Origin of the sequence: Streptomyces sp. NPDC017943 (assembly GCF_044328425.1) — a bacterium.
Classification (GTDB): domain Bacteria; phylum Actinomycetota; class Actinomycetes; order Streptomycetales; family Streptomycetaceae; genus Streptomyces; species Streptomyces djakartensis_A.
Genome location: NZ_JBIRHH010000014.1, coordinates 91,535 through 112,278, shown reverse-complemented (window position 1 = coordinate 112,278; position 20,744 = coordinate 91,535). Strand labels below are relative to the sequence as shown.

20 protein-coding genes are annotated in these 20,744 nt (G+C 68.2%); 10 read left to right on the top strand and 10 right to left on the bottom strand.

Annotated elements, in window-relative coordinates; all coding sequences use genetic code 11:
• Window positions 1-28: 28 nt before the first annotated feature.
• Complete coding sequence (locus tag ACH4C6_RS32730) at window positions 29-1,333, bottom strand: hypothetical protein (RefSeq protein WP_398112297.1); 1,305 nt, start codon at window positions 1,331-1,333, stop codon at window positions 29-31.
• Window positions 1,334-1,591: 258 nt separating this feature from the next.
• On the opposite strand from ACH4C6_RS32730, the gene ACH4C6_RS32725 reads away from it, so the two are divergent.
• From ACH4C6_RS32725 to ACH4C6_RS32715, 3 genes are all read left to right on the top strand, one after another.
• Complete coding sequence (locus ACH4C6_RS32725; RefSeq protein ID WP_398112296.1) at window positions 1,592-2,023, top strand: DUF6300 family protein; 432 nt, start codon at window positions 1,592-1,594, stop codon at window positions 2,021-2,023.
• A 965-nt stretch (window positions 2,024-2,988) separates the two neighbouring features.
• Window positions 2,989-3,924 (top strand): hypothetical protein, encoded by a 936-nt coding sequence (locus ACH4C6_RS32720; protein ID WP_398112295.1) that lies wholly within the window; start codon window positions 2,989-2,991, stop codon window positions 3,922-3,924.
• 104 nt (window positions 3,925-4,028) lie between these two features.
• Window positions 4,029-4,559 (top strand): hypothetical protein, encoded by a 531-nt coding sequence (locus tag ACH4C6_RS32715; RefSeq protein WP_398112294.1) that lies wholly within the window; start codon window positions 4,029-4,031, stop codon window positions 4,557-4,559.
• Here ACH4C6_RS32715 and ACH4C6_RS32710 read toward each other — a convergent pair.
• Together ACH4C6_RS32710 and ACH4C6_RS32705 are read right to left on the bottom strand one after the other, a co-directional pair.
• The gene (locus ACH4C6_RS32710; RefSeq protein WP_398112292.1) at window positions 4,552-5,124 is read right to left on the bottom strand and encodes a hypothetical protein; all 573 of its coding nucleotides are present in this window, start codon (window positions 5,122-5,124) and stop codon (window positions 4,552-4,554) included. The genes ACH4C6_RS32715 and ACH4C6_RS32710 overlap by 8 nt on opposite strands.
• Window positions 5,124-7,691 carry a DnaB-like helicase C-terminal domain-containing protein gene (locus ACH4C6_RS32705; RefSeq protein ID WP_398112291.1) on the bottom strand — a complete coding sequence of 856 codons (2,568 nt, stop codon included), beginning with the start codon at window positions 7,689-7,691 and terminating at the stop codon, window positions 5,124-5,126. Before ACH4C6_RS32705 ends, ACH4C6_RS32710 begins: the two co-directional genes overlap by 1 nt.
• A gap of 426 nt (window positions 7,692-8,117) precedes the next feature.
• On the opposite strand from ACH4C6_RS32705, the gene ACH4C6_RS32700 reads away from it, so the two are divergent.
• Window positions 8,118-8,756: a hypothetical protein gene (locus ACH4C6_RS32700; RefSeq protein WP_398112290.1), complete on the top strand. Its 639-nt coding sequence runs from the start codon at window positions 8,118-8,120 to the stop codon at window positions 8,754-8,756.
• 765 nt (window positions 8,757-9,521) lie between these two features.
• Here ACH4C6_RS32700 and ACH4C6_RS32695 read toward each other — a convergent pair.
• Window positions 9,522-10,505, bottom strand: coding sequence for a hypothetical protein (locus ACH4C6_RS32695; RefSeq protein ID WP_398112288.1), 984 nt, complete (start codon window positions 10,503-10,505; stop codon window positions 9,522-9,524).
• A 202-nt stretch (window positions 10,506-10,707) separates the two neighbouring features.
• Here ACH4C6_RS32695 and ACH4C6_RS32690 point away from each other — a divergent pair, with 202 nt between their 5' ends.
• Both ACH4C6_RS32690 and ACH4C6_RS32685 read left to right on the top strand, forming a co-directional pair.
• On the top strand, window positions 10,708-11,058 hold the full coding sequence (locus ACH4C6_RS32690; protein ID WP_398112287.1) for a DUF6233 domain-containing protein: 351 nt from the start codon (window positions 10,708-10,710) through the stop codon (window positions 11,056-11,058).
• An 89-nt stretch (window positions 11,059-11,147) separates the two neighbouring features.
• Complete coding sequence (locus tag ACH4C6_RS32685; protein WP_398112286.1) at window positions 11,148-12,125, top strand: ATP-dependent DNA ligase; 978 nt, start codon at window positions 11,148-11,150, stop codon at window positions 12,123-12,125.
• 157 nt (window positions 12,126-12,282) lie between these two features.
• On the opposite strand, the gene ACH4C6_RS32680 is transcribed toward ACH4C6_RS32685, so the two are convergent.
• A complete protein-coding gene (locus ACH4C6_RS32680) occupies window positions 12,283-13,899 on the bottom strand; it encodes a hypothetical protein (protein WP_398112285.1) in 1,617 nt (538 codons plus the stop codon).
• An 889-nt stretch (window positions 13,900-14,788) separates the two neighbouring features.
• Here ACH4C6_RS32680 and ACH4C6_RS32675 point away from each other — a divergent pair.
• A complete protein-coding gene (locus ACH4C6_RS32675) occupies window positions 14,789-15,289 on the top strand; it encodes a lamin tail domain-containing protein (RefSeq protein WP_398112284.1) in 501 nt (166 codons plus the stop codon).
• Between the two features lie 210 nt (window positions 15,290-15,499).
• The gene (locus ACH4C6_RS32670; protein WP_398112283.1) at window positions 15,500-15,715 is read left to right on the top strand and encodes a DUF6207 family protein; all 216 of its coding nucleotides are present in this window, start codon (window positions 15,500-15,502) and stop codon (window positions 15,713-15,715) included.
• A gap of 10 nt (window positions 15,716-15,725) precedes the next feature.
• Here ACH4C6_RS32670 and ACH4C6_RS32665 read toward each other — a convergent pair whose 3' ends face one another.
• Complete coding sequence (locus ACH4C6_RS32665; protein WP_398112282.1) at window positions 15,726-16,382, bottom strand: HNH endonuclease family protein; 657 nt, start codon at window positions 16,380-16,382, stop codon at window positions 15,726-15,728.
• A gap of 366 nt (window positions 16,383-16,748) precedes the next feature.
• The gene (locus ACH4C6_RS32660; protein ID WP_398112281.1) at window positions 16,749-17,141 is read right to left on the bottom strand and encodes a hypothetical protein; all 393 of its coding nucleotides are present in this window, start codon (window positions 17,139-17,141) and stop codon (window positions 16,749-16,751) included.
• Window positions 17,142-17,480: 339 nt separating this feature from the next.
• On the opposite strand from ACH4C6_RS32660, the gene ACH4C6_RS32655 reads away from it, so the two are divergent.
• Both ACH4C6_RS32655 and ACH4C6_RS32650 read left to right on the top strand, forming a co-directional pair.
• Window positions 17,481-17,807 carry a YidB family protein gene (locus tag ACH4C6_RS32655; RefSeq protein ID WP_398112280.1) on the top strand — a complete coding sequence of 109 codons (327 nt, stop codon included), beginning with the start codon at window positions 17,481-17,483 and terminating at the stop codon, window positions 17,805-17,807.
• A 419-nt stretch (window positions 17,808-18,226) separates the two neighbouring features.
• Window positions 18,227-19,156, top strand: coding sequence for a PIN domain-containing protein (locus ACH4C6_RS32650; protein ID WP_398112279.1), 930 nt, complete (start codon window positions 18,227-18,229; stop codon window positions 19,154-19,156).
• Between the two features lie 330 nt (window positions 19,157-19,486).
• Here ACH4C6_RS32650 and ACH4C6_RS32645 read toward each other — a convergent pair whose 3' ends face one another.
• The 3 genes from ACH4C6_RS32645 to ACH4C6_RS32635 all read right to left on the bottom strand — a co-directional run bounded on the left by ACH4C6_RS32645 (window position 19,487) and on the right by ACH4C6_RS32635 (window position 20,635).
• On the bottom strand, window positions 19,487-19,858 hold the full coding sequence (locus ACH4C6_RS32645) for a fic family toxin-antitoxin system, toxin component (RefSeq protein WP_398112278.1): 372 nt from the start codon (window positions 19,856-19,858) through the stop codon (window positions 19,487-19,489).
• Window positions 19,855-20,109, bottom strand: coding sequence for a hypothetical protein (locus ACH4C6_RS32640; protein ID WP_398112277.1), 255 nt, complete (start codon window positions 20,107-20,109; stop codon window positions 19,855-19,857). Before ACH4C6_RS32640 ends, ACH4C6_RS32645 begins: the two co-directional genes overlap by 4 nt.
• Before the next feature lie 85 nt (window positions 20,110-20,194).
• Window positions 20,195-20,635, bottom strand: coding sequence for a DUF6919 domain-containing protein (locus ACH4C6_RS32635; protein ID WP_398112276.1), 441 nt, complete (start codon window positions 20,633-20,635; stop codon window positions 20,195-20,197).
• Window positions 20,636-20,744: the final 109 nt, after the last annotated feature.

Here is a 20,744-nt window from a genome sequence, read left to right as displayed (position 1 = left end):
GATCCCCAAACGCCGGGCTGCCACGACGTCAGCTACGGCGGTGTCGGACGCTGCGCATCCACCGGCCCAGGGCCGAACGCCAGCCGTCCTCTCCTGGCCCCGGTGGCGGGAGGGGCGCAAGCGGCGGCGCCGGGGGCAGCGGAGGCCGGGACGGGCCAGGAGGCTCCGCAGGCGGCCCGGATTCTCCTGCCGGGGAAGCGGGTGGTTCAGGGGTCGACTGCACCGGTTCCTCGCGCTCCTCCGGAAGTGGCGGCGATATGGCGGCGGGAGGCAGCGTTGTAGGAGATTCCGGCTCCGACGAGGCAGCCGGTGGCACGTCCAGTTTCGGCGACGGGGACGGCCTGGCGACCCTGCGGCCGGGTGCCGGCTTCGGCTGGCGGGGGCGGACGACGGGCCTGGGGAGTTCCACGGTGGTGCCGTCGGTGTCCCAGCGGGTCACCTGCCAAGGCTGTTTCACCCACAGCTGCAGTTCGATCCAGCCCTGGCTTCGCGCGCGTGACAGGTCGTCGGGGAAGAGCTTCCAATAGCCGTAGGCGAGCACCTGCCCCGATCGTGTGGTGGCCCCGATCCAGTCGTGGTGGTTGCAGCGCACCGCGACCCTCAGCCGTACGGGCCTGTCCTTGATGTGGACGGGGTTGCGGGCCACGTACATGACCACGTACGAGTCGCGGCCGACGGCATCGGCGGTGCTGACGGGCCCCCACACCGCGCGCGGGATCGTATCGGCGGTGCCGTCGACGAGTGACTGAGCCAGTTGATCGGCGTCGGCGCGGCCGCGGCAGAACTGCGTCCATGAGATGTTGCGTGTCCCGTCAGGGGCGACCGCGGCGAACTCCTCCGCAACCTCGGGGTCCTGGTCGAAGTCCTGGAGGATCTGCACGATGCGGCGCGCCGAGGCGATCGCCTGTCCTGCCTGTCTACTGGTCGTCCGGGGACCCGCCCCGCCCGTACTAACGGGGCGTACCGTGCCGGCCGGTGGCCGTCTGGCGTGACCGCCGATCCCGAGATGGTCCAGCGGCGGGCAGATCAGCCGCCACTGACCGGCGCGCCGCACCACCGTGCCCGCCGAGCCGCCGCTCAGCTGCTTGCCACGCTGGTCGAGGTCGTATGTGCAGGTCGGCGAGTGCGGGTCGAGCCTGAAGTAGTGGGAGGTCCGGCCGTCTGGATCGTCAGCATTGCCATGCCGGGCGCTCACCCTGGTGCCGCACCCGCCGCACTTGAGGGGCATCACGTAGCGCGGGTGCGGCTGACGGTCGATCTCCGACCGGTCGTACTCGTTGCCCAGCGCGTCCTTGACCCACGGGATGCGCACCCCACGCTGCTTCTTCGCCACACGCCTCTCCCCGTCAGCGACTCATCCTTCCATGCTCTCTCCTGATCCTCCCCTAACACCCGCCGTACCCGGTCGACTTGGACACCTGAACGTGGGGATGTTCCTGTATGCCCGCCTCGGGCCACAGCGCACTGCCGACGGCCAGGTACTGAGAACTCTCTAGTCGGTCCCTATTCACGTGTGTCTCCACCCTTGACTTCGGTTGCGAATGGGGCAGATCGTGACCGTTCGCGTCTTGCTCCACGGGAAGGGGACTGTATGTCCTTCACCTGGCGATACCTGGTACGCCCGGACGGGTCCTTCAGCCGGATCGGCAACCTCAACGGCAGCCTCGACGACGTCAGTGACGAAGAGCTGGCCCGCATGCGCCCTGCCGATCGCGACGACGAGGAACAGCCGGCCCGGCCCTGCTCCCGCTGCGGAAGCGACCTCCTGCTGCACTGGCACGGCCCACTCGGGACCGGTGTGTGGATGGAGCTCTGCGCCGCCTGCGACGCTCACCGACCCGCAGCCCGCGCCTTCATCCGCTGGCACCGCGACGCCGACCGCGACCCGAAGGCGCTCCCCCAACTGTTCGAGGACTGGGAGACCGAGACCATGCACGCCCACGGCTGGGCCCGCGCCCAGGAACCCGCGGCTCCCTTCAACCCGCCGGCCCCGCCCGGCCTCACACCGCGCGGACGGGGTTGAACGCGGCGCCGGAGAAGCCTTCGAACCGCGCGGCCATCAGCATGGCGGCGACGGCGGGAGCCGTGCCATCGTTGCCGTACGTCAGCGGGCCCCGGCCGCAGCCACGGCCAGGGCCCGCACCGCGTAGCAGGCGGCTGTCCCGGCTCAGCTATCGGGAGCCGGGGCGGCCGTCAGCACCTCGGGAACACGAGGTCCCGGATGATCCGGCCCGCCCAGTACGCGGCGGCCGAGATTGGCACCAGCCACAACCGCACACGCCGCGCGATCCTGCCGGCCCTCTTCGGCCTGGTGCGCTCGCTCACAAACGTCTCCCTCCTCCCGGACGGCCGTATGCCGGACCCGGGCGCCCAGGGTCCAACCCCACGCCAGGGGCGGGAATCGCCGTTCTTACAACGAGCGAGAACAACCTAACCGGGGTGCTGTGACCGGAGAACAGCGTTTGTGTAGCTGTCTCTGCCAAAAGTGCCTCGCCGCGGCAGACCTGCGAGTCACCGGCCTACAACCACGGCCCGTGCGATGCCCCGACAGACGGCGCCTGCCGACGGGGCACGATCTACTTGTCGCCGCCCGCGCCGGACTTACGGGCGATCAGCACCGCCACCGCGCGGGAAGGTTCCCGTCGCGAGGCTGCGCCCGATCAACGGTGTACTGGGACCGAACTTCGTCACGAAGCACGGGACCAAGCAGGGCATCGTCGTGTCGGGTCCTGGGCCCTGGGCGACGACATCCGCGTCCAGGTCCACGTTCCATGGGTCGGGAACATCGACGTCTGGCACTGCATCGTCTCCGACGAGATCAGCGCCGACGGCTTCATCATCCTCTACTGAATGTCAACTCTTCTTGAAGCTCCTCACAATCCGTAACGGGCAGACTCAGGGCGCCTAGGACGCTCACTCGGTAGATGCCGAAGCAAGGAATCCGTCATAGGATTGTAAAGAGCTGTGGCGCAGTTGGGAGGCGCAAAAATGACGAAGAAGAAGGGCGACCCCAGGAACGTTACTGCTCATCCGGCAGGTGAAGGCGGAGCGGGTGGGCACGACGACTCCGAGATATCAGAGGGCGCCGTTTGGGGTCCCAGTGAAACCACCGTCGTTCATGAGAAGAGAACCACTTCAAGTGGCGGCGTAGCCGCCTCTGGTTCCCACTGGGGCGGCGGCACGGGCGGTGCTTACAATTACGTACCGCCTCCCGATCCGGGATACTCGTCGGAAACCAGCTCAGGAGTCAGCCAGAGTAGTGGCGGAACCACTTCCGAGACTGGAGGCGGTGACACTACGACTGTCTACGAGACGAGGACACCGACGAGCGAACATCCTCCAGCGGCACCAGGTGCGCTTACTCTAGGGCCACACATCTGGGCCTACGCAGAAACAATGGTCGTGCACGAAACGCGCGCGAAAGAGTCAATCGACTACGATCCGCTCACGGGGCACTTTCGGATCCTGTTCCACGATGTGCCGGTATACGAAACGCGCACGTCAGTAAAATTCGAAGATGGCGACCTGCAGACGTCGAGAATCAGACATCGACGCCTCACGAGGAGTGAGTACGACTTCGAAAATAGGGTCGGGGGTGGGAATCGGCAGGCAACTAAGAAGTGCGTGCCAACGAGGTTCGAGATCGGCCCCGCCCATGTAGATGTAGCAGTGATCATCGGCGCCTTCATTACGGCCTCGGACGGATATGTCATCAGCAATGTAGAGGCTGGCGATCAGGCATACCATGCCGCAACATACGCAGCGAACGTGGTCGCGTATGAGCTGACATACGGGGGCATGCATCCGAGATTTGCCCAAGAGGTTTTCATGGCAGTACTTCTAGGTTTCCTAAGAGCCAAATTCAAAACGCCCACCGGTGATTCAAAGGGCTGGACAGTCGACGGCTGCTTCTACATACCATGAGGTGGCTTGCACCGGAGGCCGCAGCACCCAGTTGATTGCAGGCAGCGTTCGTCCCGTTGATCGCGACGCGGCACTAGCCGAGTGAACGGTGGCCATGCCGCGCCATGGCCACCTTCCTAGACACTCAGTCGGACGCCCGGCGCTTCGCCGCGCTGCTGGACGGCTTCGACACCTTGGCCGCTGCCATCACCGACGGAAGCGTCACGATCGCCGTGGAGGGCTATGCCGACCGCTGGGTGCGGCTCGTCGCCCTCAACAGCGCGGGCCTGACCAGCACCCTCTCGGTGGCTGTATTGGGCAAGGCGCGCCAGGCTGTAGGGCAGGACCTCCTCGACGGGATCGTCAGCGAGGTCAAGCTGGCCGAGAACGCCGTCACCCAGGCGAAGGTCGCCCTGGGCGTCGTGGGCCCCGCCGCCCTGGCCAACGGGGCGGTCCTGGAGGAGAGGGCTAAGCCACGGCTTCGTCCTCTCCCTGACGTCGCCGGCGAGCCGATGGAGGGCAGGACGGTGTTCGGCGTTCGCGTCCCTCTGCCCATATACGGCGTTCAGCGGCAACCTCCGCCGTTCCGGCAGGTGGCTCATGAAGTGAATTCCCCTGTCGCGGCGAGTGGTCGGCTGCTCGTGCGTGCTATCTGACTTCGACGGAGTACGAGGCGCCGGAGAACTCCCAGCCGTCGGTGCCTTCGCCGATGTCCTCGACGATGACTTCGTCGATGAAGTGGTCCTCGAACTCGTCGTCGGTGAGTTCACCGGCGAGCCAGAGTTCCCCGATCCCGTCCCAGTTGCCCCGGCTGCCGTCAATCCGCAGGGGCGCGGCGTCCACCGTGCCGCGTGTACGTTCGTCGTCCCCGGTTTTGACGACGCCGCTGATCTCGTACTGGCCCTGCGTGATGTGGTCGGGAAGCGGGTCGGCGGGGACGATGGCGACGTTCTCGTACGCGGTGTGGATGAGGTCCTGGTAGCTGCGGCGGACGTTGTACTCGGAGTCGGACAGCCAGTTGATGAGCGTCTTGGTCGTGACGTTCAGGCCAGCGTCCGCCAGGGCCTGCTGCCCTCGGTGGGTCGCGGTGAGCTGGCTGAGCTGGGCGTGCCAGTGCTTGGCGTTGTACGACGACAGCCGGTGGCGGGGCGTGACCTGGGAGCGCAAGAGGTCGTTCAGGGCGGCTCCCAGAGATCCGCCGTGGCCGGTGGGGCCGGCCATCAGTCGTCACCTTCGAGGATGGTCTCTCCGGCCTGGACGAACTTGCGCTTCACTTCGCCGAAGCCGGTCCCGATCCGGTACGTGGACGGCGGCGTGCCGGGCGGCGTCCAGAAGATGGCCTGGTCGACGTTGCGCAGTGCGACGAGCTGGTGGCCTTCCTGGACGGCCTTGAACGCGACGGTCCAGTGCCGGACGGAGGCCTCGGCGACCATGCTCATGCGCCAGTCCGGCCGCCAGAACGGGGAGCGCTGCGCGGGGCGCTTGGGCCACAGCAGGCGCAGCGCGATGGACAGGCGGGTCTTGTACGCCTTGTAGGGGTCGCCGCCGACCTGGACGAGTTCGGTCCGTGCCTTGCGGGTGGCCTCGTAGAAGGGCTTGAAGAGGGACTCGTTGGCCTTGCCGGTCCAGGAGTCGTGGATGGTCGGCATGGCGCCGATGTGGTTGTCGCGGGCGAGCTTCACCAGCTGCTTGATGTGGGGGGTGGTGACCCATACCCGGCCGTCCTCGTCGGGGCGGTCGATGATCCGCCCCAGGGGGTGCGGCATGTCGGTGCGGTTCCACTCCGGGATGTCGATGAGGTAAATGCCAGCTCCGGCTTTGTCGTACGCGTCGAGCGGGCCGGTGTGCAGGAGCTTGTTCGGGGCAAGGGGGACGGCCGAACAGGCGGAGGGGAAGCTGCCGTTGCGGTCGATCAGGCACAGCACGCCCTCTCCGAAGGAGTCGGGCACCTCGAGCTGGTCGCGCCGGACGCGCTTTCCGCTCGCCCGGATGTGGGGAACACGGGTGGCGGTGACGTCGGGGTGGACCCAGCGGGGCTCGCCGTCCATGTGCTCGCTGATCAAAGTCCACGGGGCGCTGTCGCGGGCCTCGGTGCGGATGACGGGGATCGGGTGCATCTTCGAGCGGCCGACCGAGTCCTTGAGGATCTTCAAGGCGGGGAAGACGTGGCCCTCGGGCTCGTCCTCCTCATCCCCCGGCGCCAGACCGTCCTCGCCGTCTTCCTCGTCTTCCGCTACGGCATCCTGCCCCTGGCCGCTATCTGCCGGGGCGTGCACAGGGGCACCGACAGCAGCGACCTGACCGGCGCTTCCGGCAGTGTCGGCGGACATGGGCGTGCTGAAGGGCCGCAGTGCGGCGGCGAGGCGGTGCCCTTCGTGAGTGTCCGGCATCCCCGATACCGCTGCGGCGGCCTGGAGCAGCGACGGCAGGATCTCCTTCAGGGCGTCCTGGTCGCCACCTGCGACTGCGGTCCGCCAGGCCGCCAGCTCGTGGGTGAGGGCGGCGGGGATCCCCTGGTGTCCGCCGGACGTGTAGGGAAGGGCCGCTTCAGCCAGTTCCAGCGCCGCGGTTCCCGTTCCGCCGGTGGCAGGCGAGAGATCTGCGCCCGCCGGGCCGTGGGCGCGGTCGATGGGTCCGGTTTCTGCGTCGAGGAAGCGAGCGTGGAGCAGGTCGGGCTGCAGATATGCCGAGCCGATCGTGCCGAAGTCGCGTTCGGTGACCGTCACCTGGACCTTGCCCAGGTCGGCGGTCGCTGTGAGCGTCACGACGACGTCGGCATCCAGGAGTGCCAGGAGCGTGGGGTCGTCGCTGTCCACGACGGCGACGACCGGTACGTGAAGGGTGCGTGCGAGGCCGGCCAGGACCTGGGAGGCGTCCGGGAGACGCTCTCCGGACAGCGGGAGGCGGGCGCTGTGGGCGGCCTGGAGACGGTCCACGACCACGAGGGCCAGGCTCTCCATGTGCGGCGCGGTTTCCGCGATGTCCTCAGCCGTCAGGTTGGTGCCGTCATCGATCATGAGCAGGTCGCCCGCCTGGACCAGTTGCCGGGCGACCTGCTGCTCCTGCGCGGTGAGGCGGCCCTGCTTCAGGCGCGGGTAGTCGCCGCCGGTCTCGGCGGAGATGATCCGGCGGAAAATGTCGTCCCTGTTGGGCCCGGACGCCGCGTAGAGGACCGTGTGACGGTCGACGAGCGCGGTCTGCCGTGCGGCGGCAAGACCCAGCAGGCTCCCGCCGACGTTCGGGGCCGCCGCCACGAGCGTCAGCCGGCCCGGCTGCAGACCGCCCGTGGCGGCGTCCAGGCCGGGCAGCCCGAACAAGGCTCCGCCGACCGGGCCGTCGGTGAGTACGGAACCGATGGCGTCGCCCAGCGTGGCGAGCCTGCGCGGCGCGCTGCTGCGGTCCTGGTTGCCTTGGCTGTTCACCGCACCTCCTGCAGTCGCCGCGCCGGGGTGCGCGGCCGTGTCGGATGAGAGGGCACTTGAGGCGGGGTCGGCGGGGAGCAGTACCGCGACCGGCGTGGTGTTGCGAAGGAGGACCTGCGGTTGGCCCTTCGCTGCCAGCGTCACGAGGTCACCGAGGTCCTTCTGCGCCGTACTCAGCACGTGGGCCGGGAAAGCATCGGTCTTCCGGGCCGCCGGGAACCGGTCCAACGGCGCGAGCAGAGCGCGCACCTTGTGCTTGGTGATCACCGTGGTGCGCCCCTCTTCAACGAGCTTCACCAGCGAGTACAGGCTGCTCCGCGCTGCGGTCGCGCCGATCACATGCTCTTCCTGCGGCGACTGACTCACTCACCCTCCTAAACACTCAAGTCCCCAAGATTATACCAGAATCCACCTAGTCAACTGATGAAGTCACTATTTTTTTTGAGATTCTCACTCATTATTGGCAGCCCTGTGGTGTGGGTTGACGGGCCAGGTTGCCGCAGGGGTGGTCAGCAGCCGGCAGTACGGAGGCCGGGAACCGGGCCCCGGCCTCCGCATGTCCGGCGCAGTCTGCACACTCCACCGTGTGGGGTCGGTCGGCTGAAGATCTGCGGCCGACGGTCCGCTGTCGTGCTGGTGGAGGGTGCCGGCGGCGCCGGGGCGGGTTCGGGTGCGGAGCGATCGTCAGCGCATTGCGCCGACGCGGCGGGGGACCTTCGGGGCACCCCTCCACGCGTCGCTTCGCGCTGCGTGCGCGAAGGGTTTGCAAACTAGGAATGCCATGATGAGCGCATGGAGAGGCTGGGTAAATATCAAGTCACCGCGAAGGTCCGTCTGGAGGTGCGGGAGCGCCTGACGGAAGAGTTGAAGGCGCAGAAGAAGTACCGGGCGGAGCTTGAGAGCGACGATCGGTGGAGTGTGGCAGGCCTGAGTCGTCAGGATGCGAAGAAGGTGCGGGCCGCGCGGCGGGGTGAGATGGAGCGGCTGCGGAAGGCCGGCGAGTTGCTCGACACGGTCGATGTGCTCGCCATGCACGGTATCGAGTCGGAGTTGAGGGCCCGCGGCTGGTGGGACCGGCGGTGGCCGCCGGTTCCGGGAGAGGCGATGGATCCAGGGCGGTGGCCCGGTTCGCGGGATGGCGGCTACCCCAAGTCTGTGCCGTTGCGGCTGCCTCAGCCGTTGGCGCGGACGGTGTATGCGGCCTGCTGGCATACGTCGGCGAAGTCGATCGAGGCGCTGCTGGCGTGGCGAGACCGGCACCCGGGGATGGTGCCTGCCCGGTTCTATGGCGACCTGGACGACTTGCAGGACCCGCTGAGGGAGTACGCCCGGCTTGCGAGCGAGGTGACCACGGTTGGTGATGTGTGGCGGGGCGGGTTGGATCGTGGGATCGATGCCGCGGCCGCCCTCCGTACAAAGTTTGCAAACTAGAAAATCGCTGGTCAGAGCCCTAAGCGTGCTTGCGTTGGTGGGCGTCGAACGGCTACCGTCCCCCTAGGAGACGGCAATGCCGAGGGCGCCATCCAACCCCCGCAGAGGAGACGCAGCGTGACGGAGCAGCAGCTGACGCCGGACCAGAAACCGCAGGAGGCGGTCTGGCACCCCCGCTGGAACGAGGTCCCGTGGTCTCTGGCCTCCAAGACCCAGCTGAGCCGGGCTGACCTCCCCCGCGAGCCGGTCGGCCCGGTCCGCGGCTACGTGGCCGGCCGCGACTTCCGCGACAAGGAGATCGAGATCGCGCTGTACGCGGTGAAGGATTCGCGGCCGACGAAGGCGACCGGCGGGCAGCTGGCGGCCGCGGAAGCGCGCCGGTCGGCGACGGCCCGGGTGTGTACGGACTGTGGGGCGAACTGCCAGCTGCCGCTGTCGGAGCGGCGCGGCCGCTACCTGTGCCCGATGTGCTGGCGGATCGCGACGGTCGTCGACTACCAGATCGAGCTGCGCGAGCGCCGTGCGGAGAACGCGGCCTGGGCGCGCGGTCTCCTCGAGGGTTGTGACGGTTCCGAGATGCAGGGGCCGGCGTTCGGAAGGCAGTACCGTGCCGCGCTGCTCGGTTCAGGTACTGCGCAGGCGGGTGACCGTGACGACGGCGTGCCGGGTCGTCCCGGCCAAGGTCAGGACGGCAAGGCGCGTGATCACCGAGCACGCACACTCTCGGTGATCATTTGTCAGACAGGCCCTAGCCAACCGGCGCACTCAGACCTGTCGCTGTGGTGGCTCTACCGTGCGGTAGTACCTGGCTCCGCAGCGGAAGCAGAGCCCCATGAAGGTGTCCGGTTCCTCTGCGGTCGAGGCGCCGATCACTACGGACGGATCATCAGCCCACGGCCCGTTCTCGCTACACCCGCACGGGTGTAGCTGTCCGTTGTCCGGGCCGACGACCTCAAGCACGTACAGCCGCGCCAGCTCGTAGGAGGACCACCGCGCAGTGCAGAAGCGGCAGTGCAGCATTGACTCGGGGACCAGGTCTTCGGTGCGGTCGCGGTCTTCCTGCGGTATCACCACGGCGTACTGCCGGCAGTGTGGGCACAGCACCGTGCGGTCCGCCATGCCTCTGAGCGCTGCGGTGACATCGCCCATCCGGTCTTTCACCAACGAGTCGATGCGTCCCAGCCGCACCTGGATGCGCTCCATCATGTCGTTGAACTCCGCACCGAACTGGCTGGGGTACCGCGAGTCGTAGAGGTGTGTGCGGATGAAGTCGACGAGGAAGCCGAGCACCCGCGCGATCTGGGTCTCGACCGCGTACGCCGGCGCCGTGTGCCCGTAGTGAGTGAATGCGTTGCGGGTGCGAGTCAGTTCGTTGATGGCTCCGCGGTTCGCTTGACCGATGTCGAGGCCGACGATGTCGCGCAGGCGGTCTATGGTTGCATCCACGGTCACGCTGACGAAGTCGCCTTCGTGGAACTTGTGCTTCGTCGCTTTGCGCAGGTCGCTGAAGACCAGACTCCAGTGCTCACGGACTAGGCGTGCTTTGAGCAGCACCTCCGTGGCGGCATGCAGGTGCAGGACCGCGTACTTCAGATTCCGGTCGCCGGGCGGCTGCTGCCCCTCGGTCAAGTGCGTCACTGTGCTCAGGAGGTAGTCCATCCCGTTGCGCACGGGCCGGAACTCGATGTCCGGCCGGTCCGCCCTCCCGCTGTGGGCCAACACCCGCCCGCCCGGCACGTCGCTCGACAAGCTGCTCACCTTCATCCCCCCTCGGGATTGTTCTCGCCCGATATCCGCTCTATCGATCACCAAGACCGTGACCAGCGCGCTCAATCTTCGGCGAGAAGGATGCCAGTCGGCCAAGGTTCGGTGAGAACGCTCAATCTTCGCTGCGAAGGGTCAGAAGGAGTCGGCTGCCGCGCGCATCATCACAGACTCTAGAATCGAACGCGTGACCGATACAGCGTCGCGGCTTCAGCTGCTGCACTTCGCCCGCCAGGTGGTAGAGCAGCAGGCGAGCGCAGCCCTCGCCCAACTCGATCAATGGATCGCCGAGGAGGAGCGCCGCGAGGCCGAGCGGCGCCGGGGCGAGCAGGCACGGCCGGCGCCCCCGGACTGGCTGATCCAGTACGGGCTCAACCGCACAAACGTCGACGCGGTGCACACCGGGGACTGCTGGGCAGCTGCCAAGAGCGGCCGGTGCCACCCCGCCACTCGCGAGCAGGCCGTCGACGCGCTGGCGCAGCAGGTGCCGGCCTGCATTCACTGCCGGCCGGACACCGCCCTGGGCGTCCTTGAGTAGCGCGTGCGCGGCGCCCTTCGGGTTGTCCGCCGGGTGACCGGATGCCTCCCGGCCGGTCTGGTCGTGCGCGGTGTGGAAGGGATGGCGGCATGACGTGGTCGTTGCCCGAGCCGATGCTCACCGTGGCCGTGGACAGCCCTGCCCTGCCCGCCGGGTATGCGGCGGAGCCGAAGTGGGACGGCTTCCGCGCACAGCTGGCCGTCTACAAGGGCGGGCGGGTACTGCTGCGCTCCCGACAAGGCACGGACATGACCGGCTCGTTCCCCGAGATCCGGACCGCGGCCTCGGTGCAGCTGCCACCGGGCACCGGCCTGGACGGTGAGCTGGTGGTGTGGGAGAGCGACCGGTTGGCGTTCGAGCGGCTGCAGCAGCGCCTGGCCCGCCGCGGCAAGAGCGCGGCCGAGGCAGCCCGGCAGTGGCCGGCGCACTACGTCGCCTTCGACCTGCTCCACCAGGGCGACACGGACCTGACCCGCTGGCCTTACCGTGCACGGCGCGCAGCCCTCGAAGCACTGTTCGCCGAACGGGCCCTGCCCACGGCACTGACCCTGTGCCCCTCGACCACCGACCCGGCCGTCGCGAAGCAGTGGCTGGAGTGGGCGGCGGCCGGGCTGGAAGGCTTGTGCTTCAAGCGGCTGGACGAGCCATACCGGCCGGTGCGCTCGTGGCAGAAGTACAAGGTCCGGGTCACAACCGAGGCCATCGTCGGCGCGGTCACCGGCAGCCTGGCCGCACCCCGCACGGTCCTGCTGGGCCGCTACGACCAAGCCGGGCGCCTGCAGTACACCGGCCGCAGCACTACCCTCTCGCCAGCCGCCAGCCGCACCCTCGCCGAGCAGCTCACCCAGCCCCCGGCGGCGAGCGCGCATCCTTGGGACGGGTGGACGTTCCGGGCGGGGTTTGGCACGCAGCACACGCTGGACGTGCACCTGGTCCAGCCCGACGTCGTCATAGAGGTGGCCGTCGACGTGGCCCGGGACGCGGCCGGACGGTGGCGACACCCCGCCCGCGCCCACCGCATCCGCACCGACATCCACGTCGCCCAGGTGCCGGCCTTCGGCGAGTGATCGCGCTGGCGCCTCACTCCAGTGGGAAGGTGGGCGGCGGTCCGTGCCGAACGTGGTCAGCACGGACCGCCTGGAGGACCTCCGCTACCGGGCAGGAGCCCCGAAATCCTTACCGGACCGCGGCCATAGTAGGCGGGGCGCTGGGCCGCCGGCTGGGTCAGTCGTCGACAGACTCGTCACTCGTCGCCACTGAAGGCTCTGGTGTGGGGAAGAGAAATCGTGGCCAATCAATGCGTTCGATCAACCAGGCAGACAAGGCCCAAACGCTGTGGGTGTCGTGTAGTCCAGCTCCCCAGACGGATACGGGGTAGGCGTCCGGCCCTTGGAAGCCATCGCGGCCACCCCACCAGGAAGAAGGATCGTATTCGCATTCCAATCCCACTACCCCTTCGAGTACGTGTTCTTCGTCTCCACCACGCCAGAGGTTGATCTCCGACGCCCACCGGCCGTCGCCGAACCGGCTTGTGCTGAATTCGACATGGGCATTTGTTCCAGGAATGTCGACTACCTGGTCCTCCAGGGGGCCAGCATCCAATGCGATACCTGGGACCATATTCAACGCCTCAACGAGCGCTTCCTCGATGGACTCCTCGTCATCGAAAGCCTCTTCAAGGATCACCGCGGTGGCATCAGCGTCGGCCGCCATGGATGTGATGATCCCGTCGACGAACTGAAAGGTGAGGTGGGCACGCACTAGGACATTGCTGATCGGAATGACCTCTACTTCGGGGTCACCGCCGTTTAGCAGGGTCTGCACAGTGGTCTCACCAGTGGCCAGAAGATAGACCGTCGCGTCTGCGGCCTCCTTCTGCGCCACACCGGGGTCGGCAGGTCCGGTTCTGGGTTTGGTTGGGGTCAACCGAGAGGGCTTGTTCGTCTCGACCCTGACCGTCCCGACCCCTGCTAGTGCTACGAGGTTCGTCACGCTGGCGCCGTAGCTGCTGAGGCTGGTGCCGTCACCGTCCCGCGCGCGGGTGTAAGCCGCTTCGAGGCCCACAATTCGACCGATGTCGATCTCGTTCCATTCAAGCTGTGCCGGAAGCCGCTCGCGGAGGTACCGAACGATGGCGGAGCGGGCGTGCCCGTCGTCCACTGTGAAGTCGAAGAGCGTTGGCCGTAGTTCGCTAAGGGAACGCAATTCTGGTACTTGCCTATTCCAGGCGACGAAGGCGGCCGAGACGTCACGATCGCTTGACACGATCACGATTTCGTCTGGGTCAGCAAGCGTCAGGACATCGCGGATCCAGGCACTGTCACTTGCGCCGCTCTTAACTCCTGGGACGCCCTTGATGTTCTTGTCAGGGTCAGGGGCCCTTCCGCCCTTGCGCTTGCCCGGGTCGCGGAGAAGGACTTGGTCCTTCAACCCCTCGATCGCGCTTCGGCCTGTGAGGTCGATGATCTTCACGTTGGGGGTGCTCGCCAGGTTGGCAAGCGCCGCCGCAATCACTTCATCCCTGCTGGCGTAGTTGGTTGGCGCGGGGATGTTAAGGCCAGCATCCAGCAGCCGCTTTCGCTCAGCGGTCGCCGCGTTCTTTAGGACTTGCCAGTCACTGGCAAGGTGCTCCGCCCACTCCCAAGCGACAGGCTCAGGTACCCAGGTCTCTACGCCTATGCCAGCCAGTCGGCTGGCGAGGCGTCCTAGATGGTCAAGATCGGGGCGGGCCTGACCGTAGGCATTCGCGTCGAACACTACGGCCTTGAGTTTTTCACGGAGGGGGGAGGCCAGCCGGAGCCTTGCGGCGTCTGCAGATCGCGCTCTGGGTGTACGTGCCATGGCGGGATTCTGTACCTGCAGGGTAGCCACGCGCGCCAGCTCACGGAATCTCGACTGCGTCGAGCAGCGACTCGATTAGAGACAGGGGAAGGAGAGGGCGGGCAGTCGGTGTGGTGGTGCTTCAACCTTAACGCTTCAGTGCTGGTCACCACCGAGGCCGTCGTCGGCGCGGTCACCGGCACTCTGACCGTGCCCCCGACGGTGCTACGGAGCCGCTACGACCAAGCCGGGCGCCTGCAGTACGCCGCCGCAGCACCACCCTGTCCCAGGCCGCCAGCCACGCCCTCGCCCAGCTGCTCACCCCACGCCCGGCAGCGAGCGTGCATCCGGGGGAGGGGTGGACGTTCAGCGCCGGGTGGGGCACCCAGACGTGGCCAGAGACCGGCCGGGCGGTGGCGGACCCCGCGCCCGTGCTTATCGTGTGCGCACCGACACGAGGTGGCCCACGTGCCGGCCTTCGGCGAGTGACCGCGCTGCCCTTGTGACTGATCGGGCGACCCTCCCGCGGAAGAGGTGTGGTCCTCCTTCGTTCTCCCACATCGGATCCTGCGGCCGCGACGTGCCGCTGTTACTCACTTTCGGGTGACGGCCCGAGTAGATGGGAGGTGGCGCGATCTGGCGAACACCCCTGGTACCCCAGTGGCCGCATCGGATACGGGCCTGCCGGTGCGTCAACTTCGCGCCTGGGGTGGATAGGTGGATGTTACATCCAAGAGTCATAGAAACCTGGATAACAGGTAACAGAGGCTATGTTTCCCCCACGTCTCCTCCACGCCGTGGCGAGAGTGTGTGTGCGGCCAGCCGGCCGCGATCGCACACCGCACCGACATCCCCGGACCCGCCCTCATGGGTGGGGCTGGGGTGGGTGTCCGCACCGTGAGGGGACCTGATGTCCGCTTTCGCTTCTGTCACCGCTCGCCGTATCGCCGCCGCCGCGCTCACCGCCGGCGCCCTGGTCTCGGTGGTGACGCTGCCGGCATCCGCCGCCGACCACGCCCACCCCGACCGGCCCAAGGTCCAGATCACGGCCGTCCAGTACGACTCCCCCGGCCGTGACGACCGCTCCAACCGCTCCCTGAACCGCGAATGGGTGGAGATCACCAACACCGCCCGCCGCGCGGTCAACCTCGACGGCTGGACCCTTCAGGACGAGGACGGCCACACCTACACCTTCGACCGCTACCGCCTCGAGGGCCGCTCCACGGTCCGCATCCACACCGGCGTCGGCCGCGACCGCGCCACCGACCTCTACCAGGACCGCCGCCACTACGTCTGGGACAACCGCTCCGACACCGCCACCCTGCGCAACCACAACGACCGCCTCATCGACGAAGCCTCCTGGGGCCACCACCGCCACGGCGGCCACGGACACGGACACGGCCACCGCTGACCGACAGCAGCCGGCGGTGAGCTGACCACCTCGCCGACGCACTGACCCACCGGTGACGCCCCCGACCCTCGGGCCGGGGGCGTCACCGTGGCCGTCAGACGGGGGACCGCCGCTCGGCGCTGCAACCGAACCTCCGGCTGCCGGTACCCGGTCGAGTGAAACGACCCGACGGGCGGCAACCTGAGCCAGCGAGGCCTCGTCATGCCTGGCATGAAACCGATCAACGAAGCGCACGTGGCACAGCCGGGCCTTGCCGTCGTCGATGTTGCTGCGTGCGACGAGCGGACCGCGTTCGCCGTCCAGGAGCTGCTCGCCGGGCGCTGGGCGACCGCGACGGCCGACCGTACGACCCGGGTCCCGGGCGAGCCTGGTGTGCGGCTGCGCTGCTACCTGGATGTCCGCCAGGAACTCGCCCCGCAGCGGTGAGGCTAGCGGCCTAGGCCGCCGGTTCGTAGGCGACGTTCTGCAGCGGGCAGTCGCCGGCCAGCTCCCGCAGGGCCGCGAGCTCGGTGTCGTCCGTGGTCAGGGTCCAGCGCAGCTTGGTGGCCACCCAGTCGCCCGCGTAGCGGCAGTGCACGTCGGCCGCGGGCGGGAGCCACTGGGCGGGGTCCTGGTCGGCCTTGCTGCGGTTGGAGCGGGCGGTGACCGCGACCAGCGACGCCTCCTGGCCCTGGTCGTTGGCGTAGGCCTCGCGGCGCTGCGCGCTCCAGGCCGAGGCGCCGCTGTCCCAGGCCTCGGCCAGGGGCACCATGTGGTCGATGTCCAGGCCGGAGGCCGAGGTGACGGTGACGCCGTCGTAGTAGGAGAACCAGCTGCCACCCTCCAGACGGCAGCCGGCACCGACCGTGGGCGGCTCGACGGCTTCGTGCAGGAGGACCTCGGCGCGGGTGTGACAGCCGTCCGCCGGGTCCTGGCCGGCGTTCCAGTGGCGGAAGCTGTCGCGGGTGTAGCCGTCACGCGACTCCGTCCCCAGCGGCAGCCGCTCGACCGCGTCGGTCAGGGGCAGTGTCTCGGTGGCATGGGCCGGTGAGGCGACGGTGGTGGACAGGACGACGAGGGCGGCGGCCAGGCCGCGCAGCATGAAGGTGACCATGCAGTCCTGATAGCGGTACCGGAAGGGGCGCTGGCGGCGGATTCCTTCGCGCGCCGCCCGTGTGGGTGGAATGGTCACACCGGGACGGCACCCGGCGGTCGGCCACGTAACACGTGCGTCCCCCCGGAGAGGCCGTGCTCGTGGACTGGCGCCGTGCCCTGCAGCAGCATCAGGACGAGGCGGCGAACGCCTGACGTGCTGGCCGTAACGCGTCGAACGGCTCTGACGTTGGCATGGTGATCGCGCCACGCCGTCCCCCGTGCGGAAGCGCGAGCAGGACTCCGGGCACGCCTAGGTCATGAGTCCGGGTCCTGACCGAGCGCCCGGCCCGCCTACAGGGTCGGGCGCTCACGCGTGCGGGTCAGGTCAGCGGTGGACCCGGATGCAGGGGCTGCCGGACGACTGCTTGGCCATCGCGCACAGCCACGTCCCGTGCGGGAAGGTCCGGTTGACCTTCCAGGAGGCGGCGGCGAACCGAGTCATGCCGGCGTTGTGGAAGCGGGCCCTCTTCCAGCGGGTGACGTTCGACTGGCTGGCGGACGAGCCGGTGTGCCGGTAAACGCGGAAGGCCTCGTGGGTGCGTTGCTTCCTGCTGGTGACGGTGATCGTATCGACGTGCAGGCCTCGACCCTTGACGGAGATCGTCACTTCCTCGTTGGTGTCGTTCGCGCTCATCGGCACCGCCGCGGACGCCGAGGGGGCCAGCAGCAGGACAGCGGCCGCCGCGGTGACGGCCGACTTGATCGCAAGAGGTTGCATGAGCGGCTAACCCGCGCCTCGATCCAGCGGGTACGCGACCAGGCCGGCAATCACTCACAGGAGCGATCAGCTGAGGAGTCCGTCCGGCGTGCGCCGTCTCGATAAGACACTTCTCACCCTACGCGGTTATCTGAATACATTAAGTAGCGACCATGTGAGTGATGACGGGAGAGATGTCATGCGCAGACGAGGACGACGCGGGGTGGCGGGTGCCGCCCGCAGGCGCGGGGCGAAGGAGAAGCGCGGCGGCGACAAGCTCCGCGACCTCCTGAAGGGGTACGGAGGGGCATACGCCGCCGCGGATGCGGCGGCAAGCGGGGTCGTCGAGGGAGCGAAGAAATGACGACGGAGGCGGCGGAGCAGGTCAGCGCGGAGGAGATGGGCGCGCTGCTGGTGTTCCTTGCGGAGAACGGGTTCGCCGACGAGGTCGGCTCGTGGGTCAGCGCAGAGATCGAGAACCTGCCGATCACCGGTGCGCAACTGCTGGAGGTGCTGGACCCGGACGACGTGGCGGAGGACGCCGCAGACGCCGGGATGTCCGTGCAGGCGTACGCGGACCAGCTCGCCCGGGAGCTTCCTTCGGCCGCTGACGCGGTTACGCCTGATGGCGAACTGCCGGACGACGAGGAGTTCGGCCGGCACTTCGAGGAGCACTTCCGCAGCTAGGGCCCCGCGCCGCAGCGTCGTACCGCTCCCGTCCGGTGCGGTACGACGCTGTCGTGTCTCCGGAGGCAGGCCAACCTTGGGCTCGAACCAGGTGATCCGGGCGACGACCGGCCTTGGCGAGCGCCGGGCTTCCCGTCCTGGGCTTGCGTGACGTCACGCCAGTCTGGATGGACGTCGGCGCAGCGGGCCCGCCCGAGCCATCCGTTGCCGGCACCGATGAAGGGGTGTCCGGCCGGACACGCTGTCCGCCACGGCTCATCGGGCGGCACGGAAAGCCGGTACGCGGCGCGCGGTATGAGCAGGCCTGTGCCAGCACCCCACAGGACCGCTGCCGTGATGATCAAGAAGGTCTCCACCGAACGGAGCCTATGCTCAGCCCGTCCGTGTTGCGGACGGCCCGTACTGTGAGGAGCACATGCATGCTGTTGAGGCCCGGAACGACCTGCGGCCAGGCAATCAAGCTGCTGGAAGACCTGACTGACCAGGGGCTCAACAATCTCCAGAACGCCGTTCCCCACCACTTCGACGGCATCGTGGTCGGCCTGCCCGACAACTGGGAGCAGGCAGTCAACCGGATGGTGCGCGACTACGACCAGTGGACGCTCCAGGCCGCGACCGATCTGCTGGACGCGTTCGCCGACCGTTCCGTGGCGGCACGGCTGCGGGGAGAGCGCTACAACGCGATCGTGCATGGCCAGTTCGCCCACCCGCGCCGGTGGACGGCCCTGATCAACACTGAATTGCAGGAAGTGCGCACGTACTTCATGGAGTTGGCCAATGAACTGCGACAGACACAAGGCCGGTTCACCCGCCACGCGGTGCGGACGGTGGTGCTGGACACCAACGACCTGCTGCACTACATGCGCTTCGACAAGATCCCGTGGCAGCGGCTCTTCGGCCGCGGCACGTCCGTGATGATCCCGCACGTGGTGATTGACGAGATCGACAAGAAGTCGTACGACACTCACGACACCGGTGTCCGGAAGCGGGCGCGTGGCGTCTTCGCGCTCCTGGAGCAGATCCTGGCCCAGATCGAGGCCGACGGCCACGCGGTGGTGAACGAAGACACCGTCGTCGATGTCCTCCTGGACGAGCCCGGGCATGTGCGACTGACGAACAACGACGATGAGATCGTCGCGCGCGCCTGCTATCTGCAGCAGGCCATAGCCCCGGCCCCGGTCACGGTGATCACCGGTGACAACGGGATGCGGGCTCGCGCGCTGTCCTGGGGACTGAAGGCCCGCGTCCTGGACGAGAAGTACAAGATCGAGCGGCTGAGTGCCGCGGAGAAGGTGGAGAACGAGCAGGCCATCACGTTCGAGGTGCCCGACGAAGACGGGGACGGATAGACCCTGCTCCGGGCCGGAGCCTCAGCCGGTGGTCCGGGCCGCGCAGCCGCGCGGCCTGGACACGGGCGCCCTTGGGCTCCGCGCGCCTCATGAGCGCGATGGACTCCTCAGGCTCGTAGTGCAGGTACTGGCCGTTGGTGCTGAGATACGTCTCGGTGACCAGGTCATCCGGCGTGACCGTGCCGCTGGATCTCGTGCAGGTCCCGGCTACCCAGGGGCGTGGGGTCACCACGCGGCCGCGTCGGTGTCGGCGGCGCGGGTTTCCTGGGTGGCGAACCCCTGGCTCAGTGATCTGGCGTGGCCCGAAGGCGATCACCGGCCGGTCCAGGTTCAGGGTTTCCAGGTACGCAGGAAGGAGGCGATCCGGTCGGCGGTGCAGCGGGGATTGTTGAGCTCGTGGGCGAGTGCGGTGAGCTGTTCGCGGGTGGGGTTGACGGGGATGTTGCTGGCTTCGAGGTACATGACGGCGACGGCGCAGGCGACGGTGAGGTTGGAGCGCTCCAGCCAGCGGCAGCGGCCCAGGGTGTGCACCAGTGCGGCGGCGCGGGCGAAAGCGCCGCCGTAGACGGGGGTGTCGAGGAGTTCGCCGCGGTGGCGGGCGACAGCGGCGATGGGCACGCCGTAGTCGTCGGCGGCGGGGTCACGATGCCCGGCACGCTCCGCTACTTCGAGGATCCAGGATTCGTCGACGTGCAGGATCACGCGGCCGCACCCGGCTGCTGGTCGTACGGGGCGTCGAGCTGCTGCTCCAGGTCGTCGAGGAACGTACCGTGCTCATCGATGAGCCGCTGGGCGGCCGTCATGCCGGCGGCACGGGCACCGGTGGTGTCCTCGACGATGAGGCGCTCCACGTATTTGTTGAAGTCCAGCGAACGTGAGCGCGCGGCGGCCTTGCCGGCCTCCAGCACGTCCTCGTCGAGCCTGACCTGTGTCTGCTTCTTCGTGGAAGTCACCCTCGAATGGTAGCAGGGTGGTAGCAGGCTGGCCCGGGCGCGGAAGCGGTTCGCGTCGCACGCCCTCAGGGGTGTCCTGCCCACATCAGCCGGTCTCAGCGGCGTCGAGTAGGTCAGCAGCTGTACGCATGGCGGCGGCAAGGCTGCGCTGGGCCCAGATGCCGTAGCCGGAGGTGCGGAGAAACTCGACGCTGTCCAGGTCGGCGTGGAGCGTTTCGCCTTCGCCGGGGTCCTCGTGCCAGCCCGGCCTGGGCGGCCCGCGCGCACAGGGCCGGGCGAGCGCCGGGTCAGCGACGAAGCCGGAGACGAACGCCCTATGCCACCACGGCAGTTCATGGTACGTGGCGAGCTCACCGGGCTGAGGGCCTTCGGTGAGGAATCCTGCCTCGCTGGCGGCTGCGAGGGCCTTCCCCAGGGGCACGGTCTCCGGATCCGGGGCCGCGTGCCAGTTGGGGTGCCAGAGGAGGTGTCCGCGCAGCCAGCGGGCCGTCAGGGCCGCGAGCTCCTCGGGCGCGCTTCCCGCCACGTCCGGATCTCGGCACCGGGACTGCGGCCGGCAGCGTGCCACCGGGCCAGCAGCAACTTTCCCTACCCCACCGTCCTGAGGGCGCGGGCGCCCCTGCTGTCCTCCGCCG